The sequence below is a fragment of the Amycolatopsis sp. FDAARGOS 1241 genome, assembly GCF_016889705.1.
Classification (GTDB): domain Bacteria; phylum Actinomycetota; class Actinomycetes; order Mycobacteriales; family Pseudonocardiaceae; genus Amycolatopsis.
In genome coordinates this window covers 2724001-2742607 of sequence record NZ_CP069526.1, presented here as the reverse complement: position 1 = coordinate 2742607, position 18607 = coordinate 2724001, and the positions used below count along the sequence as shown (strand labels likewise).

The window sequence follows — 18607 nt, the reverse complement described above, 5'->3', positions numbered from 1 at the left end:
GAGGCAGCCGGCCCGCTCTGGGGCTGGGACGAGGACACGGACACGTCCGAGAGGTTACCGAGAGCGCGTTCGGGTGACCCAAGGCGGTACGGCGAACGCGCCGTACGTCGGCGCGTGTGCTATGCGGCCCGCGCAAGGTCGTTACGGCACAAGCGTTTCCCGCGGGCACCACCAGCCGAAGTGGACTATCGCGGGCGGAAAGACGGCCGAATACGCGGAACGGGCCGCCTCGCGGGGTGCGAGGCGGCCCGTCACGGGAGCGTTGCGATCGGGTTGTCGGAGTGTCGCGGGACTGTCACGGGAGGACGAGCGGCACGATCGGCGACGGCCCGTCCGATAGGGGGATCTGGTACCGCTGCGTCAGGTACGACGCGATGGAGTGGAACAGCGGCCCCGCCGAGTGCCCCGCGGGCAGTGTCGTGTCCGGCGCGTCGAGGCGGATGCCGACGACGAACCGCGGGTGGTCGGCGGGCAGGATCCCGGCGAAGGTGATGTTGGCCAGGCTCTGGCTGTAGGCCTTCGTGCGCGGGTCGACCTGCTGGCCGGTGCCCGTCTTGCCCGAGATCTGGTAACCCTCCAGCGCGGCCGACGGCGCCGTGCCGGCGTTCGGGCTCTTGGCGTTCTGGACCACCGCACGCAGCATGTCGCGCACCGTCTTCGCGGTCTGCGCGCTGACCACGCGCACGGGCTTCGGCGCCGGCTCGGGCACGACCGTACCGTCCGGGTTCTTCTTCGCCTTCACGATGCGCGGCGGCACGCGCACGCCGTCGTTGGCGATCGCCTGGTACATCCCGGCCATCTGCACCACGGTCATCGACAAGCCCTGCCCGATCGGCAGGTTGCCGAACGTGCTCGCGGACCACTGGCTGCGCGGCGGCACGTAACCCGGGCTCTCACCCGGCAGGCCGAGGCCCGTGCGCTGCCCGATGCCGAACTTCTTCAGCAGCTCCGAGTAGCGGTCCGGACCGACCTTCTGCGCGATCTCCAGCGTGCCCACGTTGGACGATTTGGCGAACACGCCGGTGGTCGTGAAGGTCTGCGTGCCGTGCACCCACGCGTCGTGCACCGTGCGGTCGGCGATCTTGATCTCGCCGGGCACCTGCAGCGTCGACTCGGGCGTGGCGATACCCTCGTCGATCGCCGCCGTGGCGGTGACGATCTTGTTCACCGAACCCGGTTCGTACGGCGTGGTGACCGCCCGGTCGTTGAGCAGCTCGTCCTGGATCGTCGACGGGTCGTTCGGGTTGAACGTCTTGTCGTCGGCCAGTGCGTAGATCTCGCCGGTCTTCGCGTCCATGATCACGGCCTGGCCGCCCTTGGCGTGCGACTGCGCGACGTAGTCGCCCAGCTGCCGCTGCAGCTCGTACTGCAGGTCCGAGTCGATGGTCAGCTCGACGTCCGAACCCGGGATGGCGGCCTGCAGCACGTGCTCGGAGCCGGGCAGGTACAGGTTGTCGTTGCCGTTCTGGGTGTTCACGATCTCGCGGCCCGGCGTACCCGCGAGGTCGTTGTCGCGCGACTGCTCCAGCCCGACCACGCCGTGCAGGTTGTGCTTCGAGACATCGGGGTCGTCCATCCGCCAGTTGGCGAGCCCGACGATGTTCGACGCCAGCGTGTCACCCGGGTACTCGCGCATCGCGCGGTTCTCCACTGCGACCCACGGGAACTGCTTCACGATGTCGTCGGCGACCGACGGCTCGACGTTGTCGACCAGGTACGTGAACGACTGCGGCTTGTGCAGCTTCTGCAGCAGCTCCTGCTCGTTGGTCAGGTGCGGCACCTTCGAGGCGATGTACTTGGCCGCGGCGGTGACCTCGGTTTCGAAGTTCGTCCCCTTGCCCGGGTTCTTCTTCGCGTAGTCGTCCATCTGCTTGTGCAGCGTGCGCAGGTTCACCGACAGCGTGCGGGTCTCGACGCTGAACGCCAGCTTGTTGCCGTTGCGGTCCACAATGGACCCGCGCTGCGCCGGGATGTCGATCGTCAGGCTGCGCTGCCGCTCGGCCGCGGCCGAGAGCGTCGGTGCCTCGAACCACTGCACCTGCACGAGCTTCACGCCCGCGACCACCATGAGCGCCACCAGCAGGATGCGCACCGCCGAGAACCGGCCGCGCTGCCCGCCGTTGCCGCGCTTGGCCACCGCGCGGCGCGTGCCCGCGGCGTACGTGCGCCGGGCGCTGCCCGCCGCCCGGCTCGCCCCCGAAGCCGCCATCACTGCCCCGCCGGCGTGCTCGGCAGGTCGCCTTCGATGCCACCCTCGTTCTGACCGGCCGGCTGCCCGGCCGGGGGCGCCGGGGTCTCGGCGTTGCCGGATCCCGCCGGCGCCTTCGCCTTCGTCGGCTCACCGACCACCGTGGTCTTGCCGTCGGGACCCACGACGATGCGGGCCGGATCACCGCCGGGCACCATGCCCAGCTGCTTCGCGGCGGGCGCGAGCGACGCGGGCGACTGCGCCTTGGCGACGTCGCGCTCGAGCCGGTCCTTCGCTTCGGCCAGCCCGGCGTTGGTCTCGCGCAGCTGCTCGAGCCGGTAGGAGTCGGCGATCGCCTGCGTGGTGAGCCACAGCGTGGACGCCACCCCCACGGCGAGCAGACCCATCATGAGCAGCACGAACGAGGCGCGCGAACGCGGCCAGCGCAGCCGCAGCCGCTTCGGCTTCACCGTGTCCTCGACGCGTCCGGCTGCGGGCGCGGCCTGCTTCCTCGGCTCGCGCTGCTGCAGCAGGTCGGCCCGCTGCGCGCGGCGCGCATACGCCCGCTCCGCCGCGGTGGTGCGACCGCGCGAGGATCGGCGCGGAGTGGCTTCCGGCTGCGCGGTCGTGGTCTTCGGCTCCTGCTCGAGAGCCGTGCCCGCGGCTGCGCTCCGGCGGGTCGCCGACGCGCCGGAACGGCGGCGGGACTTCGTGGGTGCGGTCATCGCGGCTCTCCGATCCTCTGTGCTGCCCGCAGCCGCACGGAGGCGGCCCTGGGGTTCTGCTCGATCTCTCTTTCGCTCGCCTTCTCGGCTCCCCGGGTCAGGAGCTTCAGCTCAGGCCCGTGGCCGGGCAGCTCGACCGGAAGCCCTTCGGGGGTCCGGGACTTCGCCAGCTCGGCGAGCGCCTGCTTCACCAGGCGGTCCTCGAGCGACTGGTAGGACTCCACGACGATGCGGCCGTCCATCGCGAGCGACGAGAGCGCGGCCGGGATCGCCCGGCGCAGCACCTCCAGCTCGCCGTTGACCTCGATCCGCAGCGCCTGGAACGTGCGCTTGGCCGGGTGCCCGCCGGTGCGCCGGCTCGCCGCCGGCACCGCGTCGTAGAGCAGTTCGACGAGCCGCGCGCTGCGCGTGAACGGCTCCTTCTCGCGCTCGGCGACGACCGCCTTGACGATCCGCTGCGCGAAGCGCTCTTCGCCGTAGTCGCGCAGGATCCGGATCAGTTCGCCGGGCGCGTAGGTGTTGAGCACGTCGGCCGCGGTGAACCCGGTGGTCGGGTCCATCCGCATGTCCAGCGGCGCGTCCTTCGAGTACGCGAAGCCGCGCTCGGCGCGGTCCAGCTGCATCGAGGAGACGCCGAGGTCGAACAGGATGCCGTCCACACGGGACAGTCCGAGCCCGGCCAGCGCCTCGGGGAGTCCGTCGTAGACGGTGTGGACGAGGTCGACCCGGTCACCGTGCCGCGCGAGCCGCTCGCCGGAGCGCTCGAGCGCGGCGGGGTCGCGGTCCAGCGCGACGAGGCGCAGCCGCGGGAAGGTCTCCAGGAGCGCGTCGGAATGGCCGCCGAGGCCGACGGTCGCGTCGACCAGGACGGCGTCACGGTCGGCGAGGGCGGGGGTGAACAGCTCGACGATGCGGTCCAGCAGCACCGGAACGTGCTCGTGCTCGGTCGCCATGCCCTCCCCCTTTCGCTAGGTGCTCCCGGGGAAGATGCGGCGGATGCCGTCAGGTCCCTGCCCGCCCGCTGGCGGGTCCTGGCACCGGGGAAGGTGCGCCAGGGCCCCAGAGCGGACAGAGGCCTCACGGCATCCGCGGAGGCGGTTCCGGCAGCACGGCCGCGGCGGACCCGCGTCCCCCGACGACGCAGGTGCTCCGGTGGCCGCGTCTCCTAGAAGACGCCCGGTAGAACTTCCTCTCGAGCCTTCGCGTAGCTGTCCTCGTGTTCTTCCAGGTAGCCCTGCCACGCCTGGGCGTCCCAGATCTCCAGCCTGGTGATCGCGCCGATCACCACGCACTCCTTGTTCAGCCCGGCGTAGCGCCGGAGCTCGGACGCGATGGTGATGCGCCCCTGCCCGTCCGGGCGTTGCTCGTCCGTTCCGGCGAACAGGTAGCGCTGGTAGGCCCGGACCGCCTCGTTCGTGAACGGGGCATCGGCGACCTTGCGCGCCATCTGCTCGAACTCGGCACGGGGGAAGACGAAGAGGCAGTGGTCCTGCCCCTTGGTGACCATCAGCCCGCCGGCCAAGGCGTCGCGGAACTTCGCGGGCAGCGCGAGCCGCCCTTTGTCGTCCAGCTTCGGGGTGTGGGTGCCGAGGAACACGGCCTCCACCTCCCTACCGGCCCCGGCTGGTGAACCACCCGGCTCCGGCCACGGGGCTCCCTTCCGCCCCACTGGCCACCACCGTACCCCACTTTTCACCACAGTCAACGCGACCTGCGCCGCGTTAACTCAGTCGTGTCGCGCGTTTGCGCAGGTCAGCAGTGTGGGGTGTGGTGGGGGGTGGGTGGGGGGCCGTGGTCAAGATCCCCCGCGCCGGGGTCACGGCGCAACCTGGCGAGGGTGCCGAACGTCCGCTGAGCGGCAGCGTGAAGACCCGGGAACCCCCGGGGGAGCCCCGGTGGGGGCAGGCGGGGCTTCCGGTGGGGACCCGTGGGGGCTTCCCGTGGGGGGCTGTGGGGCCGTGGCGCGAGGTAGTGAACCACGGAGCATCAGCCCTGCCCTCACGTCCGCGGTGTTCCGGGGCAGCGGCGCGGCCGGGTGATTGCGCTGCTCGAAGAGGAGGCGTCAGGCCCGCGACCGGGCGACCGCGGCGGGTGCGGCGGGCGCGTGGCGGTGCGACGGTGTCGCGTGGGGCTGGAGGGCGTAGACGACCCAGCCGACCAGCGACAGGCCCGCCCAGCTGATCGCGCGGTAGATGAGGACGGTCGCGGCGGCCGGCGCGGCGGGGACGCCCGCTGCGACGAGCACGCCGAGCAGGCCGGCTTCGGCGAGGCCGGCGCCGCCGGGAAGGATCTGGAGGGCGATGCTGGCCTGGACGACCAGGAAGCCCACCGCGAGAACGGCCCAGCGGATGTGCGTGCCGGTGCCTTCGGCGCTGGCGATGAGCGCGAAGAAGTCGAATCCCCAGCTGCCGAGCGCGAGGATCAGCAGGATGCTCCAGCGGGTGCCGCCGGGACGCAGGCGCGCGACGCGTTCCGACAGCTGCAACGCCGCGGCGTCGGCCTTCTCCAGCCACGTCTTGCGGCAGGTGCGGCACGTGCCCGGGGTGCGCCCGAACACCCGCAGCAGCGAGGTCAGCCCGCGCTGCAAGACCGCGGGATGTGTCAGGACCGCCCACACGCCGGCGGAGCCCGCCGCGACGACGAGTGCCGCGGGCACGGCGAGCCGGATGGGGACCCGGCCGGCCCAGGCGAGGCCGAGCCAGCCGAGCACGATGAGCAGCACGGTGGTGATCACGCCGGCGAGCAGCACCGCCCAGGCGGCGAGGGCGCTGTCGACGCCGCGACGGCGCAACTGGTTGATGGCGTAGCCGAGCGACCCGGCACCACCCACCACCGGGACGGTCGTCGAGACCGCGTTCTGCGCGAAGGTGATGCCCTGCACGGCCGACGCCGGCACGTGCGCCCCGCCGACGAGCAACAGTTGCCGGTGCAGTTCGCCGTAGACGCCCAGCGCGGCCAGCCCGGAGAGCCCGGCCGCCGCGACCCACGCCCACTGCACATGGTCCAGCCGCTCGAACTGCGCGGCGAGGTCCGGCACTCGCCAGACGAGGTAACCGAGCGCGGCGGCGACGACAGCCCAGTGGAGGACGGGGCGCCAGGGCAGGCGACGGCGCGCCCGGGGGCGGTGCTCGACCGCTCCGGACTCGGTGTCCGCCATCTCGACGCTCGTCACGTCGGACTCCTCCCGCTACGACTACTGGCGACAACCCCAGTGTGCGGCCTGGCATTCCGCGTGCCGTGCGTGAAGTATCACGCCGAAGCTTCCGGTCAGCGGGGTTGCCCGGCCGCCGCGGGCTCGCGCGCGGCCAGCAGCCGGCCGACGAGGTGGTCGGTGATGAACAGCGCCGCGCCGGCGAGGCCGAATGCCGCCACGGGCCCGAGCGGCATCACGCACAACGCGGTGACCACGGCGAACGCCAGCGTCGCCGGCAACGAGCGCAACGCCGAGCACACCAGCGTTTCCGCGGCCGCGAATCCCGAACCGCGGTCCATCGTCGGGGTGAGGATCGACAGCACGACCGGCGTGCACGACAGCAGGCCCGCCGGCTGCGGGCCCAGCAGCCGGGCGAGCACGGCCAGCGCCGTCACGACGGCCGCGGCGGCACCCACGCGCACCGGCGCCTCCCGACCAGCGCGGCGCCCGGCCCGCCAGCTCGGGCCCGGACGTGGGCGGCCACGCCCCCAACCCCGCGAGGACCAGCGCGCCGGTCAGCCCCGCCGCCGTCCACGGTGACCGCAGCTCCGTCGCGATGGAGAACGCCCCGGCGGCGACGGCCAGCGCGATCGTGACCGCCGCGGCCGGGTTCCGCAGCTGCCGGCCGAGCCGGCCGTAGCCGAGGCAGAAAGCCGCCACCACGAGCTGACCGGCGATCATCCCCCGCGCCGCCTGCGCCACGCCACCGGCGCCGTCGCTCGTCACGAGGACGATCAGGAACGGGAAGGTCGTCGTCGGGAACCCGGTCAGCCGCCCGCCGAGCCGGTGGCCGTAGCGGCGTTGGACCACGGTCACGAGCAGAACGGTCAGCACGGGCAGGACGGGCGGCAGCAGGACTTCCATGACCTCGACGATTCCAGGAGCAAGGTCGAGGATGGCTCGAAAATCTCGGCACTTCTCTCCCTGTCAACCGAGTTTTCCTCGGCTCTTGCCGGCAGGAGCCGAGGACTCCGCAACCACGCTCGTGGACGCCATCGACCGCGCGCTCGTCCGGCTCCTGGAAGACGACGCGCGCCGCACGTACAACGAGCTCAGCAAAGAGGTGCGCCTGTCCGCGAACACCGTCGCGGACCGCGTGCGCCGGCTCCGGGCCGCCGGCGTGATCCGCGGCTTCCGGGCCGATCTGGACCCGGCCGCACTGGGCCGCGGGCTGACCATGGTCAGCGACGTCCGCCTGCGCGAAGACGTCGACCGCACCGAGTTCGAACGTGAGCTGCACCGGGTGCCGCAGATCGTGTCGGGGGCACGGATGAGCGGCGAGTACGACTACCGGCTGCGGCTCGCGTGCGTGGACCCCGTGGAGTTCGAAACGGTCGTCGACCGCCTCAAGCGTGAGCACGGCGTGCGCGCGTTGCGCAGCCGGCTGGTGCTGCACGACCTCGAGGTGAGGGTGACCAGCCTGCTCGAGCTGGCGTGAAAACCCATCCGGCCGGGCCCGCTCAGCCGAAGAGCGCCAGCACCCGTTCCGCGAGCCGTGGGCCGTCGACCGGAGCCACGGTCACCCATTCCTGCCCGCCGCGCCCGCCGGACACCGCGGCGGAGTACGCGCCCGCGTCCGTGTCGAACCACGTCAGCCCGCCGCGCCGCTCGACGCGGCCACCGCTCCCCCGCTCGTAGACACTGAACTGGCCCGCGGCGAACACCGGGCGCGCCTGGATCGCGGCGACCTCCTCGGCCTGCCGCCTCACCACCTCCGTCGGCGAATCCCAGCCGCCGGACGGCAGGGTCACGCCGTACCCCGGGCCGGCGGACAGCCGGGGCAGCACGTCGACGATCGCCGACGCGAGCTCGCCCTCGCGAATCCCGCTCAGCCCCACCGTCCGCTCCGGCTGCACCGCCAGCACGCCGGAGCACCCGCGCACCGCGGCCACCGCGCGGAACGGGCGGTCGGCGGTCATGTCCGCGAGCGCTTCACAACCCACATACCGGGAAGCGGCGTCGAGCACGCGCAACCGGTCCTCGAGCTCCGGCGCCAGGCGGCCGTCGAAGAGGCCGCGTTCGCCCAGCCCGCGGTAGACCTCAGCGCGGATCGCCGCGCGTTCCTCCGCCGTCGCGCCCACGCTCGGCACCGCCAGCGGCACCGGGACGCGGCCGAGCCCGAGATCGGTCCACACCACGTCGAACGCCGACGCGGAGAGCCGGATCAAGCCGGCCCCGAACCGAGGGCCGGAGCCGCCGGGAAGGACACACCCGGCACGAGCCCACGCAGCGCCTCGTCGCGCGTCCGCACGACGTCGATCGCCTTCTGCCGCGCCGCCTCGGCCGCCGCCCGGCGCGCGTCCAGCTCGATCGACAGCCCCGCGAGCTGCAGCACGCTCCCGCTCGCGGCGGCGGACCGGATCATCGCGGCGGGGTCGAACTCGACCGGCGGCGGCATCTCGGCCCGGGCCCGTGCCGCGACGTCGGCCTGCGCCGCCACCGAGTCGCCGACCTTCGCCGACACCGCGGCCGATTCGCCGAGCCAGCCCGTCGCCTTGGCGAGGACGGCACGCATCGCGTCGCCCGCGTCGCCTTCCCACAGCTCGCGGCTGCCGGAGGACAGCGCGACCAGCGAGGCCGTCGAATCGTCGAACCGGCGTGCCAGCTCGGCCCACCGCGCGCCCGCCTGGCCGGCGGCGACCGGGTCGTTGTCCTGCTCGACAAGTGCGGCCAGCGCGACGTGACTGTAGGACTCGTAACGGGCCGTCGGTTCGGGCACAGCTGCGGACACGGCACACCTTCCGTTGGCGGAATCGCGGATCAGGGCAGCTTCGGCTCGACGAGCGCGGCGACGGTCGCCGCCCGGCTGCACGCGAGCGTCGTGTCGGAGAAGCTCGCGTTGCTCACGTCGACCTGCACGCTCGCGGAGTCGCCCACGCCCAGCAGCACCGCGCACGTGCCGGCGGCGTTCTTCTTGTCCGCCACTTGCACGGCCTGGTGCGCGCCGACCTTCTTCTTCGTGCGCGTACCCCGGGAGACGTCGAGGTTGGCGAGCCCGGCGTTCCCGTCGAGGGTCACGGTGACGCCGAACGTCGCGGGCACGGTCCAGTCGCACGCGCGCGCCGCACCGATCGTCTTCGGCTTGCCGAGCAGGGTCAGCCCGGCCGTCGACCGGTCCGCCGGCGACAGCAGCGCGCACGGGTCCAGACCGGCGAGCGAGGCGGCGGAGGTGCTCGCCGGCGCGGGTTCGGGAGCGCCGTCGGCGACGGGCAGAGCCCGCTGGGTCACGGGCGCGCGGCCGCACGCGGCGAGCACGCAGAGCGCGGGGACGAGCGCGAGGAGCTTGGCCGAGCGCACGGGGTCAGGCACCGGCGCAGTCCACGCCGCCCGCAGCGGACTCGTCCTGGCGCTCGTACTTTTTCAGCGCGCCGGCGATCCGTTCCTTGAGGTCCTCGAGCTCCTTGCCGAACGCGGTCAGCTGCGCGACCGCCGAGCCGTCGCGGCCCAGGCCGTACTTCGCCATGAACGCGCCGACTTCGCCGGCGTACCCACCGCCGAGCGGAACGGACCGCCCCAGGACGCCGGCTTCGCGGACCATCTCGCCCACCACGTCCTGCAGTTCGCCCAGCTTCGCGTAGGTGGCGGTCGCCAGCTCAGGCGCCACCGCGAAGCCGCGGGAGCCGGCACCGGAACTCGTCAGGCCCGGCACGTCGGGCAGCGGTGCGGCCCCAGCCTCGCTCATGAGCGGTTACGCCTCTCCGTAGTCGAGCGACCTCGGCTCGGAGCATACGTGAGAGCGGACCGTCAGCGGGAGCACCCGAAATGGCGCCCCGCCACCCGATCGGCGTAGGTCCGGTAATACCGGAGAGTCGCCGCGATCCGTTCGCGGGGTTCCGCCGCCGAGTTCGCCCGAGTTTGACACACTGGGTGGAAGGCTGATCGCTGCGCGGACAGCGAGCGACCCGGCGGAGCCGGTGCAAGCCCCACAGCCATGCGCCACCAGGAGGTCGAGTGACGTCGAGAATCCAGCCCGCCACCCCTGCCGGACAGCAGGGCGGCGGGGCCGGGCAGCCGCCTTACCCGGCGGCGGATGCCCCGATCGGGCGACAGAACGGGTACGCCCCCAGGGTGTCCCTCGACGAGCTGCACGAGACGGCCCGCCGCATCGCCGCCAACGTCGAACGCGTGCTGGTCGGCAAGCCCGACGTCATCCGGATCGCGCTGGTGACCCTCCTCGCCGAGGGTCACCTGCTCGTCGAGGACGTGCCGGGCGTCGGCAAGACCTCACTGGCCAAGGCGCTCGCGCGGTCGATCGACTGCACCGTGAGCCGCGTGCAGTTCACCCCGGACCTGCTGCCGAGCGACGTCACGGGCGTGTCGATCTACAACCGGCAGACGGGCGAGTTCGAGTTCCGGCCCGGCCCGGTGTTCGCGAACATCGTGGTGGGCGACGAGATCAACCGCGCCTCGCCGAAGACGCAGTCGGCGCTCCTGGAGTGCATGGAAGAGCACCAGGTCACCGTCGACACGAGCACGTACGCGCTGGGCAAGCCGTTCATGGTCATCGCGACGCAGAACCCCATCGAGATGGAGGGCACCTACGCCCTGCCCGAGGCGCAGCGCGACCGCTTCACCGCGCGCGTGTCGATCGGCTACCCCGACCAGCAGGCCGAGCTCGCGATGGTCGACGAGCACGCCGGGCACAACCCGCTGGCCGAGCTGGCGCCGGTGTCCGACGGCGCGACCGTGCAGCGGCTGATCGAGACCGTGCGCGCCGTGCACATCGCGCCCGAGGTCCGCCGCTACGCCGTGGACCTGGTGGCCGCGACCCGGCAGGTGCCGGAGATCCGGCTCGGCGCTTCGCCGCGCGCGACGCTGCACCTGGTCCGTGCGGCGCGGGCGCAGGCAGCGCTGGCGGGCCGTGAATACGTGGTGCCGGACGACCTGCACACGGTCGCCGGGCCCGTGCTGGCGCACCGGCTCGTGCTCACCACCGAAGCGCACGCCGCCCGCCGGTCGGCGACCGACGTGGTTCGCGCGGTGCTGCACCGCGTCCCCGTCCCCCAGGGCTCGGCCGGCTCCCGCTAGCCGTCGATCCCACTACGCGAATTCGAGAACCGCATGCTGCGTGCACTGTCCGGCCTGACCACCCGCGGCCGCTGCCTCCTGGCCGCGGGGATCGCCGCGGCCGTGTGCTCGCTGGTGCTCAACGAGCGCGACCTCCTGCGCGTCTCCGTGTTCGTGGTCGCGCTGCCGCTGCTTGTCGCCGCCTTCATCTCGGCGACCAGGCTGCGCCTCGGCGCCGCGCGGGCCCTGCGGCCGGAGCGCGTGGCCGTCGGCACGAGCGGCGAGGTGCACCTCGAACTGTGGCGCAGCGGCCGGCTCCCCGGCGGTGAGGTGCTGCTCGAGGACGGCGTGCCGTACGCGCTGGGCTCCCGCCCGCGGTTCGTGGTCGAACGGCTGCCGCACGACCGGCGCGTGCTGCTGCGGTACCCGCTGCAGCCGATGCTGCGCGGGATCCAGCAGGTGGGCCCGCTGCGCGCGACGATCACCGACCCGTTCGGGCTGTGCGAGTTCGAACGCGAGCTGATCGGCCACTCGCGGCTCGTGGTGGTGCCCCGTGTCGCCGGCCTGTGGGGCCTGCCCGGCGGCGCCGGAGTCGGCGCGGGTGACGACGGCACCGTCCGCCTGCACGCGGGACAGGGCGAGCCCGACGTGATCGTGCGCCACTACCGCACCGGCGACGACATGCGGAAGGTCCACTGGCGCTCCACCGCCCGCCGCGACGAGGTCATGGTGCGCGTGGAGGAACGGCCGTGGCGCGGCGGCACGACCGTGCTGCTCGACCACCGCGCGGCCGCGCACCACGGCACGGGCCCGGCGGCGAGCCTCGAGTGGGCGGTGTCGTTCGCGGCGTCGGTCGCGCTGCACCTGCGCCGCTCCGGCCACCGCGTCCGCCTGGTCACCGAGCACGGCATCACGCTGGCCGACGCCCCGGGTGACGGCGGGGAAGGCTACGACAACGTCGTGCTCGACGCGCTGGCCGCCCTGCAGCCGGCGCACCAGCGCGACGTGACGCTGGGCCACGACCCGGCCGAAGGACAGGAGCTCATCGCGGTGCTCGGCACGGTCAGCGCGGAGTCGGTGCACGAACTGGCCCGCTACCGCCCGCGCGGGGTGCGCAGCCTCGCCGTCCTGCTGGACACCCCCAGCTGGGCCGGGACCGGCTCGAGCGACCACCAGACCGCCGCGACGCAGGACGCCGCCGAGCTGCTGCGCGCGACCGGCTGGGGCGTGGTCGTCGTCGGCCCGCAGACCCCGATGCCCCAGGCGTGGGCCGAACTGTGCCGCACGGGCGCCCACCGCGTCGCCCTGATCGGCGGCCCGCGATGACCGCGACCGCGCCCCGGCCGCCGGCGCCCGCCCCGCAGGCACCGCCGCCGATCCCCCACACGCCGACGCCGCAGCCGGCCGCGCAGCCACCGGTGTGGTCGAGCGGGATCCTGCCGCCGATCGCCGCGGGCCTCGCGACGCTGTGCGCGGCGACGTCGCTCACGAGCGTGGTCGACGGGTGGGCGTGGTTCGGTTACCTGTTCGTGGCGGTCGTCCTGATCGCCTCGACCGGGCTGGCGCTGCGCTCGCTGCGGGCGCCGACCGTCGTGGTCGGGCTCAGCCAGCTGGTGGTGCTGCTGTTCCTGGTGACGGGCGCGTTCACCACGCAGGGCATCCTCAAGATCATCCCGGGGCCGATGGCCTTCGGGGAACTGCAGGCGACGCTCGCGGCGTCGGCCGAGCAGATCCGCACGGGCCTGCCGCCGGTCGAGGGCACGCAGCCGATCCTGTGCCTGGTGACCATCGCGATCGGGCTGGTCGCGGTCCTCGTGGACACGCTGGCCGTCGCGGCCGCGGCGCCTGCCGCCACCGGTCTGGTGCTGCTGTGCGTGTACGCGGTGCCGGCGGCGCTGTCGGACGAAATGCTGCCGTGGTGGACGTTCCTGCTCGGCGCGGCGGCGTTCGCGTGCCTGCTCGCGCTCGACGGAAACCACCGGCACCGGCGCTGGCGCAACCGCGAAGCACCCGGTTCGGGCGGCTGGGCGCGTACGGTGCAGGCGCCCGTCGCGGTGGTCTGCGCCGCGCTCGTGCTCGGGCTGCTCGGCGGCGGGATCACGTGGGTGGGCACCGTTGGGAAGATCCCGTTCGGCTCGGGCCCGGGCTCGGGCGGCGACGGCACCGGCGGGTTCGGCGTCGCGCCGTTCACGCAGCTGCGCGGCCTGCTCGACCAAGGCCAGAACACCGAGCTGTTCCAGGTCCGCGGGCTCGGCAACGACCGTCGGTACCTGCGCGCGTTCACCTTGGACACCTACACGCCGAACCAGGGCTGGGGCCTGCGCGGCGGCGGCCAGGCGCAGACGGGGGTGCTCGCCAACAGCACGCTGCCCGCCGCGCCCGGCGACGACGGCACCGGCGTGTCGCGGCAGATCCAGATCCAGCCCACCCGGTGGGTCGACAACTGGTTGCCGGTCTACGGCGCGCCCCGCGCGTTGCGCGGGTTGTCGCCGCAGTGGCTCTACGACCGCGTGAGCGGGTCGGTGTTCACGACGAAGAGCGAACCCGCGCCGGTTTACACGGAAGTGGCCTCTCTGAAGGAACCCACGGCCGTCGAGCTGCGGGCCACGGACCCCAAGTCCGACGAGGTGCCGGCCTTCTACCGGCAGATCGGCCGCGTGGACCCGCGGGTGGTCGCGAAGACGAACCAGATCATCACGGGCAAGACCGACAACTTCGACCGGGCGACCGCGTTGTGGCAGTTCTTCAGTGCGCAGAACGGTTTCGTGTACGACACGAAGACCGCCGACGCGCGGGACCCCGACGCGCTGGCCGACTTCATCCTCAACGGCAAGCGGGGCTACTGCGAGCAGTACGCATCGGCGATGGCCGTGATGCTGCGGGTCGCGAACATCCCCTCGCGGGTCGCGATCGGCTTCACGCCCGGTGTTTCGAAGGGCGACTACCAGTCGATCTCCTCGCAGGACGCGCACGCGTGGGTCGAGGCGTACTTCGGCGACCGGGGCTGGGTGACCTTCGACCCGACGCCGCTCGCCGACGGCCGCGGCATCGTCCCGTCGTACCTGCAGCAGAACAGCCAGGGTTCCCACCAGCCCGACGCGACCGACGACCTGCCGACCGCGCCGCACTCCGCCGCGCCGACCACGGACTCGCCGCTGGACAAGGGCCAGAACGAGGCCACGCCGACGACGCCGGCCGCCGCGCAGCCGCAGGACGGCTGGCTCGTGATCCTCGCGGCGGTGCTCGCGGTCCTCGGCGCCGCGGCGATCGCGGCGGCGTATCTGTTGCGGCGCCGTCCTTCCCCGCCGGACGGGGTGGTCCCGGGCGTCCCGCCGGGCGCCGTCCCGGACGGCGACGTGCTGGTGCGCACCCCGGCCCCGGCGGTGGTCCGCACCAGTCGGGCCGCTCTTTGGCTGCCCCTCGCCGCGGGTGTGCTGTTCGTGGCCGCGCTGGGCTTCCTGGCCGGTCTGGTGGCGTGGTGGTTCGCGCTGCTGGTGGTGGTCGCGCTCGTCGGCGTCGGCGGCCCGGCCGCCCTGCGCGACTTCACGCGCCGCCGCCACCTCCAGGCGATCGTCACCCGCGCGCCCGGCTCCGCCGACGCCGCGTGGCGCGAACTGCGCGCCGAGTGCGCCGACCGCGGCCTGCCCCTCTCCGACAGCGACACGATCCGCGTGGCGGGCCAGAAGATCGCCGAACGCCACCACCTCGACGACCCCGGCCGCGAAAGCCTCCGCACGGTCATCGGGGCCGTCGAGAAGACGTGGTACAGCGGAATCCCGGCCCCGGACCCCGACCTCGCGCCCGCATTCGACCAGCTGCGCCGAAGCCTGCGCGCCACGGCCCCGATCTCACTGCGGGGCCGGCTCTTCCCGAAGTCCGTGCTGCGGCGGCGTTCCTGAGGAGGTGCTCGCCCCGGCCCGGTGTCTTGCGCGCCCCGCGCTCACCGGCTGGGGCTGATCACGGCCTCGGTTGGCTTCGTGCCACCGCGCCGGTGCCTCGTTCTCGACGCTCACCACCGCGGGCCGTGCGGAATCAGCCACCGCGGCGCCGTGCGGAATCAGGCGCTCCGGCTCATGCAGTCGGCGTACCACGAACCTGTGCCCGCCCGCCGACCCCGGAAGACAGCCCCCACCCGACGGTTTCCGAGATTGGCTGCACCAGCTGGTCCTTGAGGAGTAGGGGAACGAAACCGAGCATCGGGCGACTCGTCGCGGGCTTGGCCGGCGTGGCAGGGCCATGTCCGCGGAGCGGGCAGCCTGTTCGGGCGGCCTGCGCCGCGAGATCTCCGGCCGGGTGCGCACCGGCCGCATCGCCCTGGGTTCCACGTCCGTCCCGATCAGCGTCGGCTGCGGATGCCCACGGAGATGCCGACGATCATCGACCGGCCGGGCTGATCACGGCCTCGGCCCGCTTCGTGCCACCGCGCCGGTGCCGCGTTCTCGACGCTCACCACCGCGGCGCCGTGCGGAACCAGGCGCTCCGGCTCATTCAGTCGGCGTACCACGAACCTGTGCCCGCCCGCCGGCCCGGACGACAGCCGCGCCCACTCTGAGGAGGCGTGCCATGTCCTTTTTATCGCCCCGCAGCGACAAAACCGGGTGATCGTGTCGTTCCGGGTGCGAACATCCACAACTCGGCCGGCCTGTGGGTCGCCCAACCGCAGCGCCCGACCCGACCGCGACGCCCGGACAAGGTCGGCAAGGCCGTCGAGCTCGGCGCACACCAGCAGCACCGCCCATCACCCGATCAGGCGCACGAGAAACCGCGCTCCGCCACAGCCGGGCGAAGCGCGGATCTCAAAATCGGCGAACGGAGCTACTGTTCTTCGAAGCGCTGGCGGAACCGTTCCTCCATGCGCTGCGTGAACGAGCTCTTGCGGCCCGACCCCTTGCCGCCTCCGCGGCCGGAGTCCTTGCCGCCCCCGCCGGCGTCGCCGCCGTGGCGCAGGGACGTGACAGCCAGCATCACCCCGAAGAACATCACGAGGAATCCCAGCACGCTGATCAACGGGATGTCAGCGACCCGGAGCACGGGCACCACCACGCCGAGCACGAGCAGTGCGACACCCACCACGAACAGGGCGATGCCCTGGATACGCCGTCGGCGGGCGGGGCGGCGCAACCGGGTGCCACGCACCGTGGATGCGAACTTGGGGTCCTCGGCATAGAGCTCGCGCTCGATCTGATCGAGCAGCCGCTGCTCATGCTCGGAGAGTGGCATCTTTCCTCCTCCGGCACAGCTGTCGCGGGCGCCGGGCCGCGCAACGTTCTGGACCCAACAGCCATCCCCAGGCGGGGTGGCACTGTCCAGGATACGAGCCCCGCGCTCGTCCGACTACCCGATCCCGCATCCAGAAGGGATCGAATTGGGGGAAATCACGACTGACGTGGGTTGACACTGGGTCACCGACCCCTCGTCACGGCTCGCGGGGTGTCAGCAACGAGGCCGGGCGCACCGCGGCGGACCCGAAGCGGGACCTCGCCACGTCGGCGGCCACTTCCGCGTCGCGCCAGCGCGGCTCGTCGGACGCGAACTGCAGCTGCTCGCCCCCGTCACCCGTGTCGAGGCCCTCGACGCGCACGCCGATCAGCCGCACGGCGCCCGTCGGCGCGTGTTCGGCCAGCAGCTCGACGGCCGTGCGGTGGATGTCCCGCGCGACGTCGGTGGCCGCGAACAGCGTGCGCGCCCGGGTGATCGTCGTGAAGTCGGCGAACCGGACCTTGATCGACACCGTCCGCCCACGCAGACTGCGCGCCCGCAGCGTCGCCCCGACCCGCTCGGCCAGCCGGAGCAGCTCCAGCCCCAGCTCGGCCCGGCTGTGAAGGTCGACGTCGAACGTCCGCTCCGCCCCGATCGACTTCTCCGGCGACTCGGGCACCACCGCGCGGTCGTCGTGGCCGTGGGCCAGCGCCCACAGGTGCTCCCCCATCGCCTTGCCGAGCGAGCGCCGCAGCCGCGCCGGCGGGGCGGCCGCGACGTCGGCGATCGTGTGCAGCGCCTGCTGCCGCAGCTGCTCCTCCGTGCGCTTCCCCACGCCCCACAGCGCCGACACGGGCAACGGGTGCAGGAACGCCAGCGTCTCGGCCGCGGGCACCACGACCATCCCGTCGGGCTTCGCCATGCCCGACGCGAGCTTCGCGACGAACTTGACCTTCGCGACCCCCACGGAGCAGGTGATCCCGTGCTCCGCCGCCACCCGCTCCCGGATCCGCGCCCCCAGTCGCGCCGGAGTGGACCCCAACCGCCGCAGCGCGCCGCTGACGTCCAGGAACGCTTCGTCGAGGCTCAGCGGCTCGACCAGCGGCGTGAGCTCGCGGAAGATGTCCATCACCTGGTGCGACACCTCGCCGTACAGCCCGGACGTGGGCTGGATGCAGATCAGGTGCGGGCACAGCCGCTTCGCCGTGGAGAACGGCATCGCCGAGTGCACGCCGTATTTGCGCGCCGGGTAGTTCGCCGCCGCCACCACCGACCGCGGCCCGCCGCCGGACACGACGACGGGCTTGTCGGCGAGTTCAGGCCGCGTCCGCAGCTCGCACGACACGAAGAACGCGTCCATGTCCACGTGCAGGATCCCGCAGCCGGTGTCGTCCGGCAGCGTCTCGGCACCCGTGGTGACGCGGTAGCGGGCCATCCCGCTGGGCAGTTCGGCGTTTCTGCTCCCCACGTCCGCGGACGCTACCGGGAGCCACCGACAATTTCCGGCACGAGCCGGTCAAGCCGGCGAGACCGGCCGGGCCATCGCGTGCAGCCGCCCGGCGACGTCGCGCAACGCCGGCACCGACGCGGCCGCCAGCTCGAACTCCGCCAGCTCGTCCTCGCGCACCTCGCCCGGCACGACGTCGGAGATCACCCGGTCGCCCTGCAGCAGGGTCACCTCGAGGCCCGCGGCCACGAGCAGGTCGGTCAGGCCGGCGCTGTCGAACCGGCGCAGCACGGTGTCGCGCCCGCCCGGCACCACGCCGTCGGCCTCGTCGAGCAGCCGCTGCGCGTCGGCGATCCGCCCGGCCAGCGCGCGGTGCAGCACGGCCGCGTTGCGGTTGGCCACGAGCACCGACAGCGCACCGCCGGGCGCGACGGCAGCGGCCAGCGCGCCGAGCGCCACAGCCGGGTCGTCGACGACCTCGAGCAGGCCGTGGGCCAGCACGAGGTCGGCCGAGCCGGCCTCGACGCGGGTGCTGAGCGCGTCGGAGTCGTCGGCGATCACCGTGATGCGGTGCGACACGCCCTCCTCCTCGGCGCGGCGGCGCAGGGTCGCCAGCGCGTTGGGGTTCGGCTCGACCACCGTCACGAGGCAGCCCGCCGCCGCGAAGGGCACCGCCCAGCCGCCGCTGCCGCCGCCGACGTCGACGACGGAGGGCTGCTCAACGCCCCGGGCGCGGGCCGCCCGCAGCTGTCCCTCGAGCGCCCGGCGAACGGCGCCCGAACCCCGGGCGGCCACGGTGTCCGTCTTCATAGTCGGACAGGGTAGTGCCCGCCCGCCGGTCACCCGCC

17 protein-coding genes are annotated in these 18607 nt (G+C 73.2%); 4 read left to right on the top strand and 13 right to left on the bottom strand.

Annotated features, from left to right (window positions below; translation table 11 throughout):
• Positions 1-295: 295 nt before the first annotated feature.
• The 6 genes from I6J71_RS13620 to I6J71_RS13595 form a co-directional block, all read right to left on the bottom strand.
• Positions 296-2209, bottom strand: coding sequence for a penicillin-binding protein 2 (locus I6J71_RS13620; protein WP_204095045.1), 1914 nt, complete (start codon positions 2207-2209; stop codon positions 296-298).
• Positions 2209-2913, bottom strand: coding sequence for a hypothetical protein (locus I6J71_RS13615; RefSeq protein ID WP_204095044.1), 705 nt, complete (start codon positions 2911-2913; stop codon positions 2209-2211). The genes I6J71_RS13620 and I6J71_RS13615 overlap by 1 nt, the downstream gene beginning before the upstream one ends.
• On the bottom strand, positions 2910-3866 hold the full coding sequence (gene rsmH / locus I6J71_RS13610) for a 16S rRNA (cytosine(1402)-N(4))-methyltransferase RsmH (protein WP_204095043.1): 957 nt from the start codon (positions 3864-3866) through the stop codon (positions 2910-2912). The genes I6J71_RS13615 and rsmH overlap by 4 nt, the downstream gene beginning before the upstream one ends.
• A 212-nt stretch (positions 3867-4078) precedes the next feature.
• On the bottom strand, positions 4079-4510 hold the full coding sequence (gene mraZ / locus I6J71_RS13605) for a division/cell wall cluster transcriptional repressor MraZ (protein WP_204095042.1): 432 nt from the start codon (positions 4508-4510) through the stop codon (positions 4079-4081).
• Between the two features lie 465 nt (positions 4511-4975).
• The gene (locus I6J71_RS13600) at positions 4976-6085 is read right to left on the bottom strand and encodes a lysylphosphatidylglycerol synthase transmembrane domain-containing protein (protein ID WP_204095041.1); all 1110 of its coding nucleotides are present in this window, start codon (positions 6083-6085) and stop codon (positions 4976-4978) included.
• 95 nt (positions 6086-6180) lie between these two features.
• Complete coding sequence (locus I6J71_RS13595; protein ID WP_204095040.1) at positions 6181-6528, bottom strand: hypothetical protein; 348 nt, start codon at positions 6526-6528, stop codon at positions 6181-6183.
• A gap of 527 nt (positions 6529-7055) precedes the next feature.
• Here I6J71_RS13595 and I6J71_RS13590 point away from each other — a divergent pair.
• Positions 7056-7544: an Lrp/AsnC family transcriptional regulator gene (locus I6J71_RS13590; RefSeq protein WP_239154789.1), complete on the top strand. Its 489-nt coding sequence runs from the start codon at positions 7056-7058 to the stop codon at positions 7542-7544.
• Between the two features lie 22 nt (positions 7545-7566).
• Here I6J71_RS13590 and I6J71_RS13585 read toward each other — a convergent pair whose 3' ends face one another.
• From I6J71_RS13585 to I6J71_RS13570, 4 genes are read right to left on the bottom strand one after another with little or no spacing between them, the layout of a single operon-like run.
• A complete protein-coding gene (locus I6J71_RS13585) occupies positions 7567-8274 on the bottom strand; it encodes an ESX secretion-associated protein EspG (protein WP_204095039.1) in 708 nt (235 codons plus the stop codon).
• Positions 8271-8837 carry a PPE domain-containing protein gene (locus I6J71_RS13580; RefSeq protein ID WP_204095038.1) on the bottom strand — a complete coding sequence of 189 codons (567 nt, stop codon included), beginning with the start codon at positions 8835-8837 and terminating at the stop codon, positions 8271-8273. The genes I6J71_RS13585 and I6J71_RS13580 overlap by 4 nt, the downstream gene beginning before the upstream one ends.
• Before the next feature lie 29 nt (positions 8838-8866).
• Complete coding sequence (locus I6J71_RS13575; RefSeq protein WP_239154787.1) at positions 8867-9415, bottom strand: DUF3558 family protein; 549 nt, start codon at positions 9413-9415, stop codon at positions 8867-8869.
• Entirely contained in the window at positions 9408-9788 is a 381-nt protein-coding gene (locus I6J71_RS13570; RefSeq protein WP_239154785.1) for a hypothetical protein, read from the bottom strand. Before I6J71_RS13570 ends, I6J71_RS13575 begins: the two co-directional genes overlap by 8 nt.
• 269 nt (positions 9789-10057) lie before the next feature.
• Here I6J71_RS13570 and I6J71_RS13565 point away from each other — a divergent pair, with 269 nt between their 5' ends.
• Genes I6J71_RS13565 through I6J71_RS13555 form a run of 3 tightly spaced genes read left to right on the top strand, consistent with a single transcriptional unit; the run spans position 10058 to position 15012 of the window.
• Positions 10058-11134, top strand: coding sequence for a MoxR family ATPase (locus tag I6J71_RS13565; protein WP_204095037.1), 1077 nt, complete (start codon positions 10058-10060; stop codon positions 11132-11134).
• A 33-nt stretch (positions 11135-11167) separates the two neighbouring features.
• Positions 11168-12439 (top strand): DUF58 domain-containing protein, encoded by a 1272-nt coding sequence (locus I6J71_RS13560; protein WP_204095036.1) that lies wholly within the window; start codon positions 11168-11170, stop codon positions 12437-12439.
• The gene (locus I6J71_RS13555; protein WP_204095035.1) at positions 12436-15012 is read left to right on the top strand and encodes a DUF3488 and transglutaminase-like domain-containing protein; all 2577 of its coding nucleotides are present in this window, start codon (positions 12436-12438) and stop codon (positions 15010-15012) included. The genes I6J71_RS13560 and I6J71_RS13555 overlap by 4 nt, the downstream gene beginning before the upstream one ends.
• A 916-nt stretch (positions 15013-15928) precedes the next feature.
• On the opposite strand, the gene I6J71_RS13550 is transcribed toward I6J71_RS13555, so the two are convergent.
• The 3 genes from I6J71_RS13550 to I6J71_RS13540 all read right to left on the bottom strand — a co-directional run bounded on the left by I6J71_RS13550 (position 15929) and on the right by I6J71_RS13540 (position 18569).
• Complete coding sequence (locus I6J71_RS13550; RefSeq protein ID WP_204095034.1) at positions 15929-16333, bottom strand: DUF3040 domain-containing protein; 405 nt, start codon at positions 16331-16333, stop codon at positions 15929-15931.
• A gap of 196 nt (positions 16334-16529) precedes the next feature.
• A complete protein-coding gene (locus I6J71_RS13545; RefSeq protein WP_204097034.1) occupies positions 16530-17747 on the bottom strand; it encodes a DNA polymerase IV in 1218 nt (405 codons plus the stop codon).
• Between the two features lie 81 nt (positions 17748-17828).
• Positions 17829-18569 (bottom strand): methyltransferase domain-containing protein, encoded by a 741-nt coding sequence (locus tag I6J71_RS13540; protein WP_204095033.1) that lies wholly within the window; start codon positions 18567-18569, stop codon positions 17829-17831.
• Positions 18570-18607: the final 38 nt, after the last annotated feature.

What these genes read in the sequence shown, in the direction of transcription:
- I6J71_RS13620 (WP_204095045.1), bottom strand. Translation starts at nt 2,209, where the DNA reads ATGGCGGCTTCGGGGGCGAGCCGGGCGGCGGGCAGCGCCCGGCGCACG.
- I6J71_RS13615 (WP_204095044.1), bottom strand. Translation starts at nt 2,913, where the DNA reads ATGACCGCACCCACGAAGTCCCGCCGCCGTTCCGGCGCGTCGGCGACC.
- rsmH (WP_204095043.1), bottom strand. Translation starts at nt 3,866, where the DNA reads ATGGCGACCGAGCACGAGCACGTTCCGGTGCTGCTGGACCGCATCGTC.
- I6J71_RS13570 (WP_239154785.1), bottom strand. Translation starts at nt 9,788, where the DNA reads ATGAGCGAGGCTGGGGCCGCACCGCTGCCCGACGTGCCGGGCCTGACG.
- I6J71_RS13560 (WP_204095036.1), top strand. Translation starts at nt 11,168, where the DNA reads ATGCTGCGTGCACTGTCCGGCCTGACCACCCGCGGCCGCTGCCTCCTG.
- I6J71_RS13555 (WP_204095035.1), top strand. Translation starts at nt 12,436, where the DNA reads ATGACCGCGACCGCGCCCCGGCCGCCGGCGCCCGCCCCGCAGGCACCG.
- I6J71_RS13550 (WP_204095034.1), bottom strand. Translation starts at nt 16,333, where the DNA reads ATGCCACTCTCCGAGCATGAGCAGCGGCTGCTCGATCAGATCGAGCGC.
- I6J71_RS13545 (WP_204097034.1), bottom strand. Translation starts at nt 17,747, where the DNA reads ATGGCCCGCTACCGCGTCACCACGGGTGCCGAGACGCTGCCGGACGAC.
- I6J71_RS13540 (WP_204095033.1), bottom strand. Translation starts at nt 18,569, where the DNA reads ATGAAGACGGACACCGTGGCCGCCCGGGGTTCGGGCGCCGTTCGCCGG.